At 70.1% G+C, this 13660-nt stretch carries 11 protein-coding genes; 5 read left to right on the plus strand and 6 right to left on the minus strand.

The window, feature by feature from the left end; genetic code table 11:
• The 3 genes from KJ554_05760 to KJ554_05770 form a co-directional block, all read right to left on the minus strand.
• Nucleotides 1-1308 (minus strand): efflux RND transporter permease subunit (locus tag KJ554_05760; protein MBU0741844.1); only part of this gene is annotated, 1308 nt, incomplete at its 3' end.
• Nucleotide 1309: 1 nt separating this feature from the next.
• A complete protein-coding gene (locus KJ554_05765) occupies nucleotides 1310-4642 on the minus strand; it encodes an efflux RND transporter permease subunit (protein ID MBU0741845.1) in 3333 nt (1110 codons plus the stop codon).
• 15 nt (nucleotides 4643-4657) lie between these two features.
• The gene (locus tag KJ554_05770; GenBank protein MBU0741846.1) at nucleotides 4658-5866 is read right to left on the minus strand and encodes an efflux RND transporter periplasmic adaptor subunit; all 1209 of its coding nucleotides are present in this window, start codon (nucleotides 5864-5866) and stop codon (nucleotides 4658-4660) included.
• Nucleotides 5867-6294: 428 nt separating this feature from the next.
• Between KJ554_05770 and KJ554_05775 the strand changes: the two genes are divergently transcribed.
• From KJ554_05775 to KJ554_05790, 4 genes are all read left to right on the plus strand, one after another.
• On the plus strand, nucleotides 6295-6642 hold the full coding sequence (locus KJ554_05775) for a cupin domain-containing protein (GenBank protein ID MBU0741847.1): 348 nt from the start codon (nucleotides 6295-6297) through the stop codon (nucleotides 6640-6642).
• Nucleotides 6643-6644: 2 nt separating this feature from the next.
• Nucleotides 6645-8057, plus strand: coding sequence for a DUF2478 domain-containing protein (locus tag KJ554_05780; protein ID MBU0741848.1), 1413 nt, complete (start codon nucleotides 6645-6647; stop codon nucleotides 8055-8057).
• Between the two features lie 138 nt (nucleotides 8058-8195).
• Entirely contained in the window at nucleotides 8196-8783 is a 588-nt protein-coding gene (locus KJ554_05785) for an acyltransferase (protein MBU0741849.1), read from the plus strand.
• Entirely contained in the window at nucleotides 8780-9682 is a 903-nt protein-coding gene (locus KJ554_05790; GenBank protein ID MBU0741850.1) for a hypothetical protein, read from the plus strand. The genes KJ554_05785 and KJ554_05790 overlap by 4 nt, the downstream gene beginning before the upstream one ends.
• A gap of 78 nt (nucleotides 9683-9760) precedes the next feature.
• On the opposite strand, the gene KJ554_05795 is transcribed toward KJ554_05790, so the two are convergent.
• Nucleotides 9761-10681 (minus strand): CsgG/HfaB family protein, encoded by a 921-nt coding sequence (locus KJ554_05795; protein ID MBU0741851.1) that lies wholly within the window; start codon nucleotides 10679-10681, stop codon nucleotides 9761-9763.
• A gap of 236 nt (nucleotides 10682-10917) precedes the next feature.
• Here KJ554_05795 and KJ554_05800 point away from each other — a divergent pair, with 236 nt between their 5' ends.
• Nucleotides 10918-11325 carry a DUF4332 domain-containing protein gene (locus KJ554_05800; protein ID MBU0741852.1) on the plus strand — a complete coding sequence of 136 codons (408 nt, stop codon included), beginning with the start codon at nucleotides 10918-10920 and terminating at the stop codon, nucleotides 11323-11325.
• Between the two features lie 75 nt (nucleotides 11326-11400).
• Here the strand turns inward: KJ554_05800 and KJ554_05805 are convergent, their stop codons facing one another.
• A complete protein-coding gene (locus KJ554_05805) occupies nucleotides 11401-12783 on the minus strand; it encodes an FAD binding domain-containing protein (protein ID MBU0741853.1) in 1383 nt (460 codons plus the stop codon).
• The coding region (locus KJ554_05810; protein MBU0741854.1) for a molybdopterin-dependent oxidoreductase at nucleotides 12780-13660 on the minus strand (881 nt) is incomplete at its 5' end. The genes KJ554_05810 and KJ554_05805, both read right to left, overlap by 4 nt.

Consider the following 13660-nt stretch of genomic DNA (forward strand, 5'->3'; position numbering starts at 1 on the left):
CGTCGAGGCCACCACCGCGCGGCCCACCTCCTTCGTGCCGCGCACGGCGGCGGACAGGGGCCCGGCCCCGGTGCGCTGCCGCCGGTGGATCGATTCGAGCACCACTACGGCGTTGTCGACGAGCATGCCCACGCCCAGCATCAGGCCCATCATGGTCAGGATGTTGAGCGAGCGGCCCGAGAGGTAGAGGAAGACCGCGGTGCCCATCAGCGAAAGCGGTATGGCCACCGACACGACCGCGGTCATGCTCAAACGCCGCAGGAACAGGTAGAGCACGACCACCGCCAGCAGCGACCCGAGAAGCCCGCCCTGCAACAGGCTCTTCAGCGAATTGGTGATCTGCTCCGCCTGGTTGAAGAAGGAGAAGCTGCTGATGCCCTGCAGGGAGGGGTCGAGGTTGATCCGCGCCAGCTCGTCCTCGATGGCGCGGCAGACCTCGACAGTGTTGTAGCCCGAAGCCTTCTGGATCCAGAAGGCGACGGCCGGCTCGCCGTTGAGCCGACGGCCGTAGCTCAGGGCCGGCGCGCCGTAGACCACGTCGGCGACGTCCTGCAGCCGCAGGCCGCGGGTGTCGATGGCGAGTTCGCGCAGGTCGTCGATGCTGCTCAGGCCGCTGACCGTGCGCACGTCGTAGCGCAGGCCCTCGTCCGTGACGGTGCCGATCGTGAGCTCCACGTTGGCGGCGCCGAGGATGCGGAAGAGGTTGCTCACGTCCACGTTGTGCTCGAGGATCTTGTCGAAATCCAGGTAGATCGAGGCCTGGGTCGGCAGCACGCCGTCGATGTTGACGCGGCCCACCCCCGGGATGCGCTGCAGCGGCGCGATGATCTTCTGGTCCAGCAGGTCCCAGCTCTCCGACAGATCGCGTCCCTTGGCGGCGATGCGCCCCTCGATGATCGGTATGTCGTTGGTGTCGAAGGTGAGCAGCAGGATGTCGCGCACGTCCCCGGGCAGATCGGCGCGGATCTGGTCGATCTTCTCCTTGACCTCCATGCGCAGCAGGTTGACGTCCCGGCCCCAGTCGAATTCCACGCCCACGAAGGCCTGGTCCGCGTCGGAATAGCTGCTGAGCTCGCGCACCCCGCCCAGGGTGGCCAGGACCTCCTCGATGGGCAGCACGATCTCCTTCTCCACCTGGCTGGGGATGCCGTTGGGGTAGGGCACGATCACGCCGATGAAGGGGAACTCCACCCGCGGCAGGAAGTCGAGCGGCATCTTCCAGACCGAGACCGCGCCGAGCACCACCATGGTGAGCAGGACCATGGCCAGGGTGACCGGACGCCGCAGCGAGACGCGGGTGAGCCACATGTCAGGACTCCCCCCGCACCGTGCTCCCGGTCAGACGGACGCCCGCTACCGCCCGGCGCCGCACGCCGGCAGGCGCTTCCGCGCCCGGCGTGATCAGCGTGTAGACGACCGGCACGACCACCAGGGTCAGCAGCGTCGCGAGCAGCAGGCCCGAGATCACCGTCACCGCCAGCGGCGCCCGCAGCTCCGCGCCCTCGCCCAGGCCCAGGGCCATGGGCAGCAGGCCCAGCACCGTGGTCGCGGTGGTCATGACGATGGGCCGCAAGCGCTCCTGTCCCGCCTGCAGCACCGATTCGTAGAGACCCAGCCGGCGGCGCAGCTTGTTGATGCGGTCCACCAGCACGATGCCGTTGTTGACCACGATGCCCGCCAGCATGATCGCGCCGATCACCGTGATCACGCTCAACGCCGTGCCGGTAGCCTTGAGGCCGTAGACGGCGCCGATCAGGGCCAGGGGTACGGTGAACATGATGATGACCGGATGCACGAAGCTCTCGAACTGCGCCGCCATCACCAGGTAGACCAGGAACACCGCCAGCAGGATGGCCATCTGCAGCGAGCGGAAGGACTTCTGCATCTCCTCGTTCTGGCCGCCCAGGGACACGGAGATGTTCGCCGGCAACGAGAGGATGCGCAGGCGGCTCTCGATCTCCCGCGACACCGAGCCCAGGTCGCGGCCGGCGAGGTTGGCCGTCACGATGGCCACCCGCTTGCGCCCGAGACGGTGGATCTCGGACGGACCGCGCTCGACGCTGGTCGCCGCCACCGAGGAGAGGGTGATCGGAATGCCGGCGCGCTCGGCTATGATCAGGTCCTGCACCGCCTGCAGCGTGTTGCGCTGCTCGTCCTCGTTCAGCACGCGGATGTCGATGTGACGCTCCCTCTCGCGGATGCGGCTGGCGACGGTGCCGCGCACCTTGCCGCGCACCGTCTCCGAGACGTCCGACAGGGTGAGCCCGTAGCGGTTGAGCTTGTCCCGGTCGAAGGAGACGCGGACCTCCGGCGAACCGGGGACCATGCCCGGGCGCACGTCGCGCAGGCCGTCGATCATGACCATCTCGGCGGCGACGCGCGACGCGGTCTCCTGCAGGTCGTCGAGGTTGTAGCCGTAGACGTCCACCTCCACGGGCGCGTTGAAGCTGAACAGCGACTGGCGGCGCAGCTTCTGCGTGACGTCGGGATAGCGGGCGAGCACGGCGCGGACGCCCTCGAGTACCTGCTGTTCGCGTTCGCCGGTGGCCAGGTCCAGCTTGACGTGGATCTCGGCCCGGTTCTCCTTGCGGCGTTGCGCGCTGGTGTCGCCCTCGCGGCTGACGCCGACGTCGGAGGCCGTGAGCACGATGCCGTCCACGGTCGCCAGTTCCCGCTCGATGGCTGCCACCCTGGCGTTCGTGCGGCTCAACGGCGTGCCCTCGGGCAGCTCCAGGGCCAGCGTGAACTCGCCCTGGGCCAGGGGCGGTATCAGCTCGCTGCCGAGGGTCGGAAACAGCAGCACCGCGGCGGCGGCCAGCAGCACCACCAGCGCCAGCACGAGCCCGCGCCGCAACAACGCGCCGGCGAGCAGCCGGGAGTAGCCGTGCGCCAGCCGCGGCCACAGGACGCCGAAACCGGCCGTCAGCGGCGTCATGGCCCAGCCGGCCACCCTTCCCAGGATCCTGCCCAGCCGGTTCACCAGGGTCACGCAGAGCACGGGCAAGAACAGCACCACGCCCAGCAGGACCACGCGGAGGTACCACCGGAAATTGCGGCGTTCGCCGGCGAAACGGGTCCAGGCGAAGAGACGCCGGCGGAAGGCGAGCTTCTCGCCCGCGGGGCCGGAGCCGCCCGCACGTTCGTCCCGCGCGCCCCAGGCCGTCGCCATGGGCGTGAAGGTCAGCGCCACCACCAGGGACACGAAGAGGGAGAAGGTGACCGTCAGCGCCTGGTCGCGGAAGATCTGTCCGGCCACGCCGATCACCACGAAGACGATGGGCACGAAGACCGCCACCGTGGTGAGCGTCGAGGCGATCACGGCGGAAGCCACCTCGCCGGCGCCCGTGATGGTCTGGTCGGCCCGGGTCCTGGCGTCGGCGATCCCGCCCGCGGCGGCGCGATCGGCGTCCTCCCGCTTGCGGTGGATGGCCTCGAGCACCACGATGGAGTTGTCGACCAGCATGCCGACGCCCAGCGCCAGGCCGCCCAGCGACATCACGTTCAACGAGACGCCCCGGGTGTGCATCAGGATGAAGGTGGCGATGATGGAGATGGGGATCGACACGCCGATGATCATCGTGCTGCGGAAGTCGCGCAGGAAGACGAAGAGCACGAGCACGGCCAGCAGGCCGCCCAGCAGCGCGTTGTTGCGCACCTCCGAGATGGCCTTGTCGATGAAGACCGACTGGTCGAAGAGCACCTCGACATGCACCCCGGCGGGGAGCTGCTCGCGCGTCCGCTGCAGGTGGCGGCGCACGCGGGCGGCCATCTCCACGATGTTCTGGTCGCCTTCCTTGTAGACGGCGATCTCCACGCTCTCGCGGCCGTCCACGTGGGTGATGGTCGTGCGCTCGCGATGGGTGCGCCTGATGGTCGCCACGTCGCGCAGCTTCACGGGCTGCCCGTCGATCACGCTCACGGTGACCTCGCCGATGTCTTCCAGGTTCTCGAAGCGGCTCAGGGTGCGCACTATGTACTCGGCGTTGCGGTCGCGCAGGCGCCCGCCGGACGCGTTCACGTTCTCCTGGGCCAGCGCCCGGTTGACCGTGGCGATGGGGATGCCGAGGGCGGAGAGCCGCGCCTCGTCCACCTGCACCTGGATCTCCTCCTCGAGCCCGCCGGCCACCTTGGCCGCCGCGACGCCCTGCAGCGATTCGATCTCGCGCTTGAGCACGTCCTCGGCGATGTTGCGCAGCCTCACCTGCGGCATATCGCCCCACAGGCCGATGCGCAGCACCGGATCGAGGGACGGGTCGTACTTCAGGAGCAGGGAGGGCAGGGCGTCGTCGGGCGGCTGGACCATGTCGATCTTCTCGCGCACGTCGAGGGCCGCGTAGTCCATGTCGGTGCCCCAGTCGAACTCCAGGGTGATCTGGGACAGGCCGGCCTGGCTGATGGAATGGACCCGGCGCAGCCCCGGCACCACGCCGACGGCCTCCTCCAGCGGGCGGGTCACCAGGTTCTCCACGTCCACGGGCGTGGTGTTGGGAATCTCCGTCTGCAGCGTGAGACTGGGGTAGCGGATCTCTGGCAGCAGGCGCATGTCGAGCCGGCCCAGGGCGACCATGCCGAAGACCACCGCGGCGAGGGTGGCCATCCAGATGGTGACGGGATGTGTGACGGCGAAGCGGATGGCTCTCACGGACGATCTCCCCGGCTACTGGGTGGCGGACTGCGCGAGCTGGGTGTCCTCGCCGGCGATGGTCAGGGTATCGGCCGCGATGGCCGACGCCCAGCCGACCACGGCGGCGTTCAGGGCCTCGAAATGCGAGCCGGTCCGCAGGCCGCCCTGGCCCGCGACCACCACGAACGTCCCCTCCTCGACGCCGTCGAGGATCTCCACGTACCGCTCGTCGTAGAGACCGGCGTTGATCTCCACCTTGCGGACGGTGTCGGCTTCGGCGATGAAGACGCTGCGCAGCCCCCCCTCCTCGACCAGGGCCAGCTTGGGGATCGACAGGGCGTCGTTGTGGGTGTCGGTGGTGATGCGCACCTTCACGAAGCCGCCGGCGCGCACCATGTCGGCGCCGTCCTCGAGCAACAGGGTCAGGCGCACCGTGCTGGTGGCTGGATCGACCACGGGCGCCACCCTCTCCACGCGGGCCTCCAGGTCGCGGCCCACCGCGTCGGGAGTGATCAGCACGCGCTGCCCCGGCGACACCCTCAGGGCGATCTCCTCGGGCAGGTACACCTTGACGCGCATGGGCGAGAAGTCCGCGAGCGTGAACAGCGCCGCGGCGGCGTTGACCTGCTGTCCGAGGACGATCTTGCGGTCGGTCACCTGACCCGCGAAGGGCGCGCGGACGCGGGTCTCCTCCAGGGTGATGCGGGCCAGGTCGCGGTTGGTCTCTGCCAGCTCGAAGGCCGAGCGCACCACGTCGAATTCCTGGTCGCTGATCAGGCCCTCCTCCATCATGGACCGGGTGCGCTCGAGCCGGCGCCGCTCGTCCTCCAGCTTGAGCTCGGCCTGGCGCAGCTGGACCTTCTCGCGGTCGTTATCCAGCTCGGCGAGGATCCGCCCCTTCTCGACCCAGTCGCCTTCCTCCACATCGAGCACCTGCACGCGTCCCCGGGTCTTGGCCACCAGGTCCACGAGACGGTCCGCCTGCATAACCGACGCCGCCTTGTAGTAGGCGGCGATGGCCCGGCGCGACACCTGCGCCAGTTCCACCGGCACCGCCACGGTCTCCTCCTCCTTGTCCTTCTCGGCGTCGGCCGTTTCGACGTCCGCGGAATCGGCTGCCGCGGCCTGGGCGTCGGGCGCGTCCTTCCCGAACGGCAGTACGCCGGCCCGCCAGAGGGCGACGGCGGCCACGGCCAGGACGATCAGCACGGTCAGCGGGATCAGGATGCGTTTGCGGGTCATGGGGGTGCCCCTCCGGATAAATAGCGGATCGATGACGTTCACGGTGATCAAGGACGCAGACCGCGCCGGAAAGGTTGCATGGCGCCCAGAAGCCGGCGCTGTTGCCTCCGCGGCGACGAGTCCGTACAGTTCACCCCAGGACAACCCAGTCGGCAGACACCCCGCAGCACCCCCGACAGGAACACGCAGGAGCCGCCGCCCTATCCGGCGGCGGCGGGTTCTCCGGACCGGCAACTTCACGCGGTCTGACGCGATGAGCCCGCAGCGCCGCTTGGCGGCTCCTGCTCGGGAAATCCCGACGGTCTTCCGGAACCGGCTCCCGGAAACGGCCCGGCGGATCGTCCGTGCGCGGCAGGTGACACCGCGCCGCCGCGGTGCTAGCTTGAGCGGGACCCATCAACGCCGAGAAACCCGACGGAGACAGAGTCATGATCATCCGCAAGCTCGCAGAGGTAGCCACGGAGGACGTGGACATGGAGGGAGTCCGGGGCGCCGCGAAGCAGCTCGTCCTGGGGGACGCCGACGGCGTGCCGGCCTATTCGGTGCGCGTCTTCACCCTGGAGCCCGGCGGCTTCACGCCGCGTCACGCGCACGCCTCGGAGCACCTGAACTACGTGATCGCGGGACGGGGCGAGCTCGTCGATCCCGACGGCGCGCCCCGGGAGCTGGCGACGGGCGACTTCGCCTTCGTCCCTCCCGGCGAGCTGCACCAGTTCCGCAACTCGGGCGCCGAGCCCTTCGTCTTCATCTGCACGGTACCCAAGGAATACGAGTAGCCATGCTGCTGATCGCCGTCACCGGCCCGCCCGGCGCCGGGAAAACGACGCTCCTGGCCACCCTGGTCGAGTGGTCCCGCGCCCAGGGACTCCCGGCCGACGGTTTCCTGGCGCGCGCCGGCGGCCGCGGCAATCCCCACGTGGGCGCCGACCGCTACGACCTGGAGTGGGTCGCCGACGGCCGCGTCGTGCCCTTCGCCCAGCGCACACCCACCGGCATCCCGTCCTACGCCTTCAACGAGATCGCGCTGGCGGATGTCCGCGCCTGGGCCCGGGAACTGCATACGCGCCCGGCCTCGCCGCTGGTCGTGCTGGACGAGTTCGGCCAACTCGAGGCCGGCGGCGGCGGCCACCTGGGCGCGTGGCCGGACCTCGCGGCGGCGGACCCGGAGGTGGTCGTGGCGGCCGTGCGCGCCGGCCTGGTCGAGGAGATCTCCACCCGGCTGGGGCGCGATTTCGACGTGATCATCGACGCCGAGAACCCCGACGCCTGGGAGACACTGCGCGCCGCCTGCCGCGAGCACCGCGACTGGCTGCGCATCGGCGGCTGGGGCGCCGGGGCCGGCGGCGTGGAGGTCGGCCTGGGCTCGGCGCTGCACGGCATCAAGGTGCCCGGCCGGGGTCTCGTGCTCTCCAGCCTGCAGACGGCGGTCATGGTCGCCGCGGGAGCCGGCATGGGCCGGCGACAACGCGTGGTGTGGGTGCCCTTCATCGCCGCCGGGCTGAAGGCCGTCTCGCCGGCGGGCAACCGCCTGCGGCCCATGCTGGCGATCACCATCCAGGGACTGCTCTTCGGCGGCGCCACGACGGCCCTGGGCTGGAACCTCCTCGGCGTGGCGCTGGGCGGCTGGCTCGTGGGCGTCTGGGCCGGCGCACAGGGCGCCGTGCTGCAATACCTGCTCGTCGGCGACCAGCTCCTGCGCGCCTACGATTCCGTGACCGGCTGGCTGACCGCGCGCTGGGACGTGTCGGCGCCCGGCATCTGGACCGCCATCGCCGTCTGGATCATCGCCTGGGGCCTGGTCACCATGTCGACGGGTTTGTACGTCTACCGGCGCCGCACCCTGCCGCGCCGGTTCCGCGAGCTGATGGCGCGCCGCATGGAGGGTCTGGGCAACGGAGAACCGGTCACGCGCCGGCGCGCCGCCCTGCTGGGCCTGCGCGATCTCGCCCGTCCGGTCTTCTGGACCCCCCTGCTGATCATCGCTGCCATCGTGCTCGCCGCCGGGGCGCCCTGGGGCGACGTCTTCTGGATGGCGGCCCGGGCGGTGACCGTGGGTTTCGTGGTCTTCTCCCTCGCCCGGGGTTTCGACCCCCGGCGAGTCGTGGCGTGGCTGCGCCGGCGCGGGCAGTGGGGGCCCGCCGTCGCCCTGGAGAAGGCCCTGCGGCGACATACCGGAGATCGCCGACGATAGACCGGCGCGGCTCCGCACCCGTACCCTGCCTCCAAGCGGCCATATCCCTCTGCTGGTGGTTATTTTCGCGCCGATCGTGTATAATTGAAGTCCATATCGATCCAGTAACAGCGATGCGGGGCGTGGGGAGACATCGTAATGTTTGAGTGGCTGAAATTATTGCGGTGGGACTGGCGCGACGAGATCGGCCGGTTCAACATACTCAACTCCGTCTGGATGCGTACGCCGGGGCGCCTCGGCTTCACCTGGCGCAACAGGCACATACCCCGCTACTTCGCCGAGTCCGGGCATGGCGTCAAGATCCACGATGGCGTGCGTTTCCGGGGCATCCACCGCATCCGCTGCGGCGACGACGTGGAGATCGGCGTCGACAACTTCCTCCAGGCCAGCGGCGGCCTCTCCCTGGGCGATCGCGTGATAACGGGCCCCGGTGTGAGGATCTGGACCGTGAACCACCACTTCGACGACGTGACGCGTCCCATCAACGACCAGGGTTTCGATTACGCGCCGGTGTCGATCGGCGCCGATTGCTGGCTGGGCGCCGGCGTCTTCGTCATGCCCGGCGTGGTCCTGCCGGAGGGATGCGTCGTCTCGGCCCACAGCGTCGTGGCCTGCAAGAAGTACCCGCCGTTCGCGATCCTGGCCGGGCATCCCGCCCGGGTCATCGGCCGCCGCGACGCCCCGCATCGGGCGAACCCCGGACTGGTGGCGGAGAACCAGGCATGACCGATGCCTACGACCTGATCGCCGGGCCGGGCCGGCTGCGCCTCTACAAGCTGAACACAGGCTGGAAGCGCGACCGTAGGGTGGAGGTGCGCGACCCGTCGAGCACCTTGCTGGCCCGCAGCCGTTTCCCGGCCGACGGCGACGTTCTGGACATCGAGGGCCTGCCCGACGACCGCGAATGCGCCGTCTACATCCGCCACGGCAATCCCCTCAAGCGGCTGATCGCCCGGCCGGAGATCCTGCGCGCCACGCCGGCGCCGCGCCGACTGCGCGCCCTGATCTCTGGATCCGGCCGCTGCGGCACCGTCTCGCTGGCGCGCTACCTCGACGGGCTGCGCTACCGCGACGGCGCCGACTGCGCCGCCCGCCACGAGACGCTCTGGGAGCACATCCTGCCGCTGCTGGCGGCCGGCGACCGTGCGGCCGTCGGCGCGTTCATCGCCGGCTTCGTCCATCACATCGAAGCGGCGCCGCACTTCTCCCTGGTCCCCGAACTTATCGCGGCCGACCGGGTCGTGCACCTGATCCGCGACGGGCGCCGCGTCGTGCAGTCGGGGCTGAACCGGGGCTGGTACCGGAAGGACACGCCCTGGAACTCCATCAAGCCCGACTTCCCCGGCGATCCCTTCGCGCAGTGCTGCCGCTTCTGGGACCACACAAACCGCAACATGGCCGGCGTCGCGCAGATCACGGTGCGGCTGGAGGATCTGGCCGCGTCGGCCGAGGCCCTGGCCGGGCTGGTCGAGGCGCTGGATCTGGCGCCCACGGACAAGCCTTTCCCGCTGGCCAATACCGGCAAGCAGGCGTCGACCTTCGGGCACTGGTCGGACGGGGAGCGCGAGGTGTTCGCGGAGATCTGCGGGGAGACGATGGATGCGTATTATCCGGGGTGGCGGTGAAGCCCGCATAGCCAGACCTGCAACCTGCCCGGAATGAGGGCGTCCCGCGATCCGATCATTCCGGGCAGAGAGTCGCCGTCACTTGCGCAGCTTCACCACATCCCCCGTCACGAACCCGCTCCCCTCGACCGCCTCGACCGTCGTCACGCCCTCCTCCACCTCGGTGGCCCTGACCACGCCGATCGTCTCGTGCATCACCTTGAGCACCTTGCCGGTCTTGGGGTGCTTGACGACCTGGCCCTGCCGCAGCACATCGAACTTCATGCCCGGGCGGATGCCCAGTTCGGTGCCGCCGTCGATGAACAGGAACGCGTCGGCGGTGATCAGCACGCCCTGCCAGGGGCGGTTGCGGGTCTCTTCCTCGAGCTTGTCGACGACGCCGTTGATCACCTTGCGGGTCGCCTTGCCCACCACGTGGTCGTCGAACCTGTCCACGTCGCCGAAGGAGAACTTGTTGGTGTCGAGCTGGAGCGACTTGGAGGTCTCGGTCTTGGTGACCGTCTCCGCCCAGATCACCTCGCTGCTGCCGATGTCGATCAGGCGCATGTCCACGGCCACGCGCCCAGTGTAGGAGCCCACGCCGGCCTTGCCGCCGAGTTTCTTGAGCGCGCCGCCGACCTTGCCCTCCTTGTAGCCGAACTCGGTGATGGTGGCCTTGACCAGGATGTCGCCGATCTCGAACTTCTGCTGGGCCGCGACACCCGGATTGGCCAGGTCCGACATGCTCAGGTGCTTCTCGGCCAGCAGCTCGTCCAGCGCCGCGCGCTCGAAGACGCGGAACTTGCCGGTCTTGACCAGGGCGGTGATCAGCATGTCCGCCATGCCGGCGCCCGGGCCGGGCCCGTGGTACCAGCGGTGCTCGGACTTGTCCGCGAACTCGCCCACGATGATGCGGAATTTTATACCCGGTGTGTCCTCGGCGCCGGCGAGACCGGCGGCGCCAGCCATAATCCCCAGCAACACGGCTCCCAGCAACAGTCTACGCGATATCCCGACCATGATCGCCTCCCTCGCGGTATCCATGGCAACCCCGATAATGACCGGCCCGACCATATCACGAACCGGCCGGGGCGCAAACCCCGGAACCGTCGCCGACCTGCGCTGAACGAGAATTCATTTATTATGTGACTGTTTTTGTGACTCGCGCCAGGGGACCGCTGTCTAAGGACGGAAACACGCCGGACGGGTCCCACAGGACGCGGAAGAAGGTCGACCCAGTCGAACAGGATTCGGCCATGGCCTACAAGATCGAACGGATCGAGGGCATCGGCCCGGCCCACGCCGGCAGGCTCGCGGCGGCCGGGATCGCCACCACGGAGGATCTGCTGGACCTGTGCGCCGATCCCGTCGGCCGCGCGGATGTCGCCGAGGCCTCGGGCCTCGGCCTCGACAGGATCCTCGCGTGGGCCAACCTGGCGGACCTCATGCGCATAAACGGCATCGGCCCCCAGTTCGCCGAGTTGCTGGAAGCCGCCGGCGTGGACACGGTCATGGAGCTGCGCACCCGCGACGCCGAGACCCTGGCCGCGGCCCTGGAAGCCATCAACGCCGCACGCAAGCTCACGCGCGTGACGCCCACCGCCGCCACCGTCCGCAAATGGGTGGACCTGGCGCGCGCGACGGAGCCCCTGGTCAGGCACTGACCCACCGCCTCGCCCCCTCGCCCGAGGGACGCCCCGGCTGCCGCCGGGGCGTTTTTTCATGTGCGGGGCGGGAGATCAGGGCGCGAACGTACGGAGGAAGCGGGCGACCAGGTTGCCGGTGACGGTCCGGCGGTACGCCACGGTGGAGCGCACGTCGTCGATGGGCGAGACCTCGCGCGCGGCCAGCGCCGCCGCCTCGCGGGCCGTGTCGGCCAGACCCTGGGGGGTGAGCTGACGTCCCTCCAGCCAGGCCATGGTCTCGCGCAGCAGCAGCGTGGTGGGCGCCACGCTGCCCGCGGCCAGGCGCACGTCCCGCAGCCTGTTCCGCTTGTCCAGCCGTCCGCGACAGGCCAGGTTGACCCGCGCGATGGACTGGGCGCGGCGCGTGCCGGCCTTGTAGAAGGCCTGCCGCATCCTGTCGTGGGGCACCGGGACGGCGATCGACACCACCAGTTCGTCCGGTTCCAGGTCGCAGACCCGGTAGTCGAGATGGAAGGCGTCGGCGGGGATCTCCCGGGCACCGCCGCGCGAGGCGACCCGCACCACGGCGTCCAGGGCCAGCAGGGGCGGCACGGCGTCCGCGCCGGGCGAGGCGTTGACGAGGTTGCCGCCCAGGGTGCCGGCGTTCTGCACGGCGGGGGCGCCCACCAGGCGCGCCGCCTCGGCGAGCGCGGGCAGCTCCCCGCCGATCAGCGGGGAGCGCATCAGCTCTGTATAGGTGACCGCCGCACCGATCACGACGCGATCGTCCGCGAGCTCGATGCCGCGCAGTTCGGGCAGGCGCGAGACGTCGAGCACGACACGCGGCCGCGACAGCCCGAGGTGCATCAGCACGGAGAGATCGGTGGCGCCCGCCACCACGGTCACCTCGTCGGCCGATTCGGCCAGGACCGCGAGCGCCGCGTCCAGGCTGGCGGGCAGGTGGACGACGGCCGCGTCCCCGGGCGAGGGCGCGGGGGGCGCGACGGATTCCTCGCCGGGGGGGACCGCGTCCGTCTCGTCGGCCTGCAGGGCGGCGCGCTTGACGGCTTCGACCACCCGCCCGTAGCCGGTGCAGCGGCAGAGATTGCCGGCCAGGGCGGTGCGGATCTCGTGGTCGGTCGGCGCCGGGTTCTCGTCCAGCAGCGCCCGCGAGGCCATCACCAGCCCCGGCGTGCAGAAGCCGCATTGCACCGCGCCCTCGGTGACGAAGGCCTCCTGCACCGGGTCCGGCGCAGCGGGATCGCCGAGACCTTCCACGGTGACGACGCGCCGGCCGTGGGCCTGGTAGACGGGCATCTGGCAGGCGTTCAGCAGCCGGCCGTCCACCTGCACGGCGCAGGCCCCGCATTCGCCCTCGCCGCAACCCTCCTTGGTGCCGGTCAGGCCGAGATCCTCGCGCAGGACGTCGAGCAGGCGCCGCAACGGCTGCACGTCCAGCGCGCGCCGTTCGCCGTTGACCGTCAGCACGATCTTCACGAGGACGCCTCCGGCCGGTTGCGGAGCAGTCTCTCGGGCGTCAGCGGGATCTCGTCTCCCGAGAAGCCGAGGGCGTCGTCGACGGCCGAGAGCAGGGCCGGCGCGCCGACGTTCATGGGCAGCTCGCCCAGCCCCTTGGCGCCGTACGCGCCGCGTCCGCACGGCTGTTCCGCCAGCTCCACCTTGAAGTCCGGGGCGTCCAGGCAGGTGGGGATGATGTAGGTGGACATGCGGTCGTTGAGGTAGCGGCCGCCGTCGGTCTTGACCTCCTCCAGCGAACCCCAGGCGATGCCCTGGAGCACGCCGCCCTCCACCTGCCCCACGCAGAGCACCGGATTGATGGCCCGGCCGATCTCCACCACCGCCGTGCAGTGCAGGGGATGGATCTCCATGGTGTCGACATCCACCTCCACCTCGATCACCGCCGCGCCCCAGGCGTAGCCCTGGTAAGCGTCACCGTGATGGCGCGTCTGGTCCCAGACCATGCCGGGATCGGGCTCGTAGCGGGCAGACGCCTCGCAGGGCGCCGACGCGCCGCCGGCTTCCGACGCCACCAGGCTGCGGCAGGCCTGCACCAGGATCCTGCCGACGACCATGGTCGTGCGGGACGCCACGGTGGGACCGCTGTCGGCCACCACGCTCGTGTCGGGCTGATGGTAGTTGATGCGTTCGAGGGGCAGATCCAGGGCCTCGGCGGCGATCATCGGCAGCACCGTCTCGGCGCCCTGGCCCATCTCCACGCTGCCGACCAGGAGCGTGACCGTGCCGTCGGTCTCGCGGCGCACCTTCACCGCGGCGGAGATCCGCTCCTCCCCGTCGCCGGTGAAGCCGCCGCCGTGGAAGACCAGCGCCGAGCCCACGCCCCGGCGCAGGGACC

The organism is bacterium, from assembly GCA_018814885.1.
In the GTDB taxonomy this organism is placed as follows: domain Bacteria; phylum Krumholzibacteriota; class Krumholzibacteriia; order LZORAL124-64-63; family LZORAL124-64-63; genus JAHIYU01.

Coding starts and splice junctions, on each gene's coding strand:
- KJ554_05800 (MBU0741852.1), top strand. CDS start 10,918: ATGGCCTACAAGATCGAACGGATCGAGGGCATCGGCCCGGCCCACGCC.
- KJ554_05795 (MBU0741851.1), bottom strand. CDS start 10,681: ATGGTCGGGATATCGCGTAGACTGTTGCTGGGAGCCGTGTTGCTGGGG.
- KJ554_05780 (MBU0741848.1), top strand. CDS start 6,645: ATGCTGCTGATCGCCGTCACCGGCCCGCCCGGCGCCGGGAAAACGACG.
- KJ554_05770 (MBU0741846.1), bottom strand. CDS start 5,866: ATGACCCGCAAACGCATCCTGATCCCGCTGACCGTGCTGATCGTCCTG.
- KJ554_05775 (MBU0741847.1), top strand. CDS start 6,295: ATGATCATCCGCAAGCTCGCAGAGGTAGCCACGGAGGACGTGGACATG.
- KJ554_05790 (MBU0741850.1), top strand. CDS start 8,780: ATGACCGATGCCTACGACCTGATCGCCGGGCCGGGCCGGCTGCGCCTC.
- KJ554_05785 (MBU0741849.1), top strand. CDS start 8,196: ATGTTTGAGTGGCTGAAATTATTGCGGTGGGACTGGCGCGACGAGATC.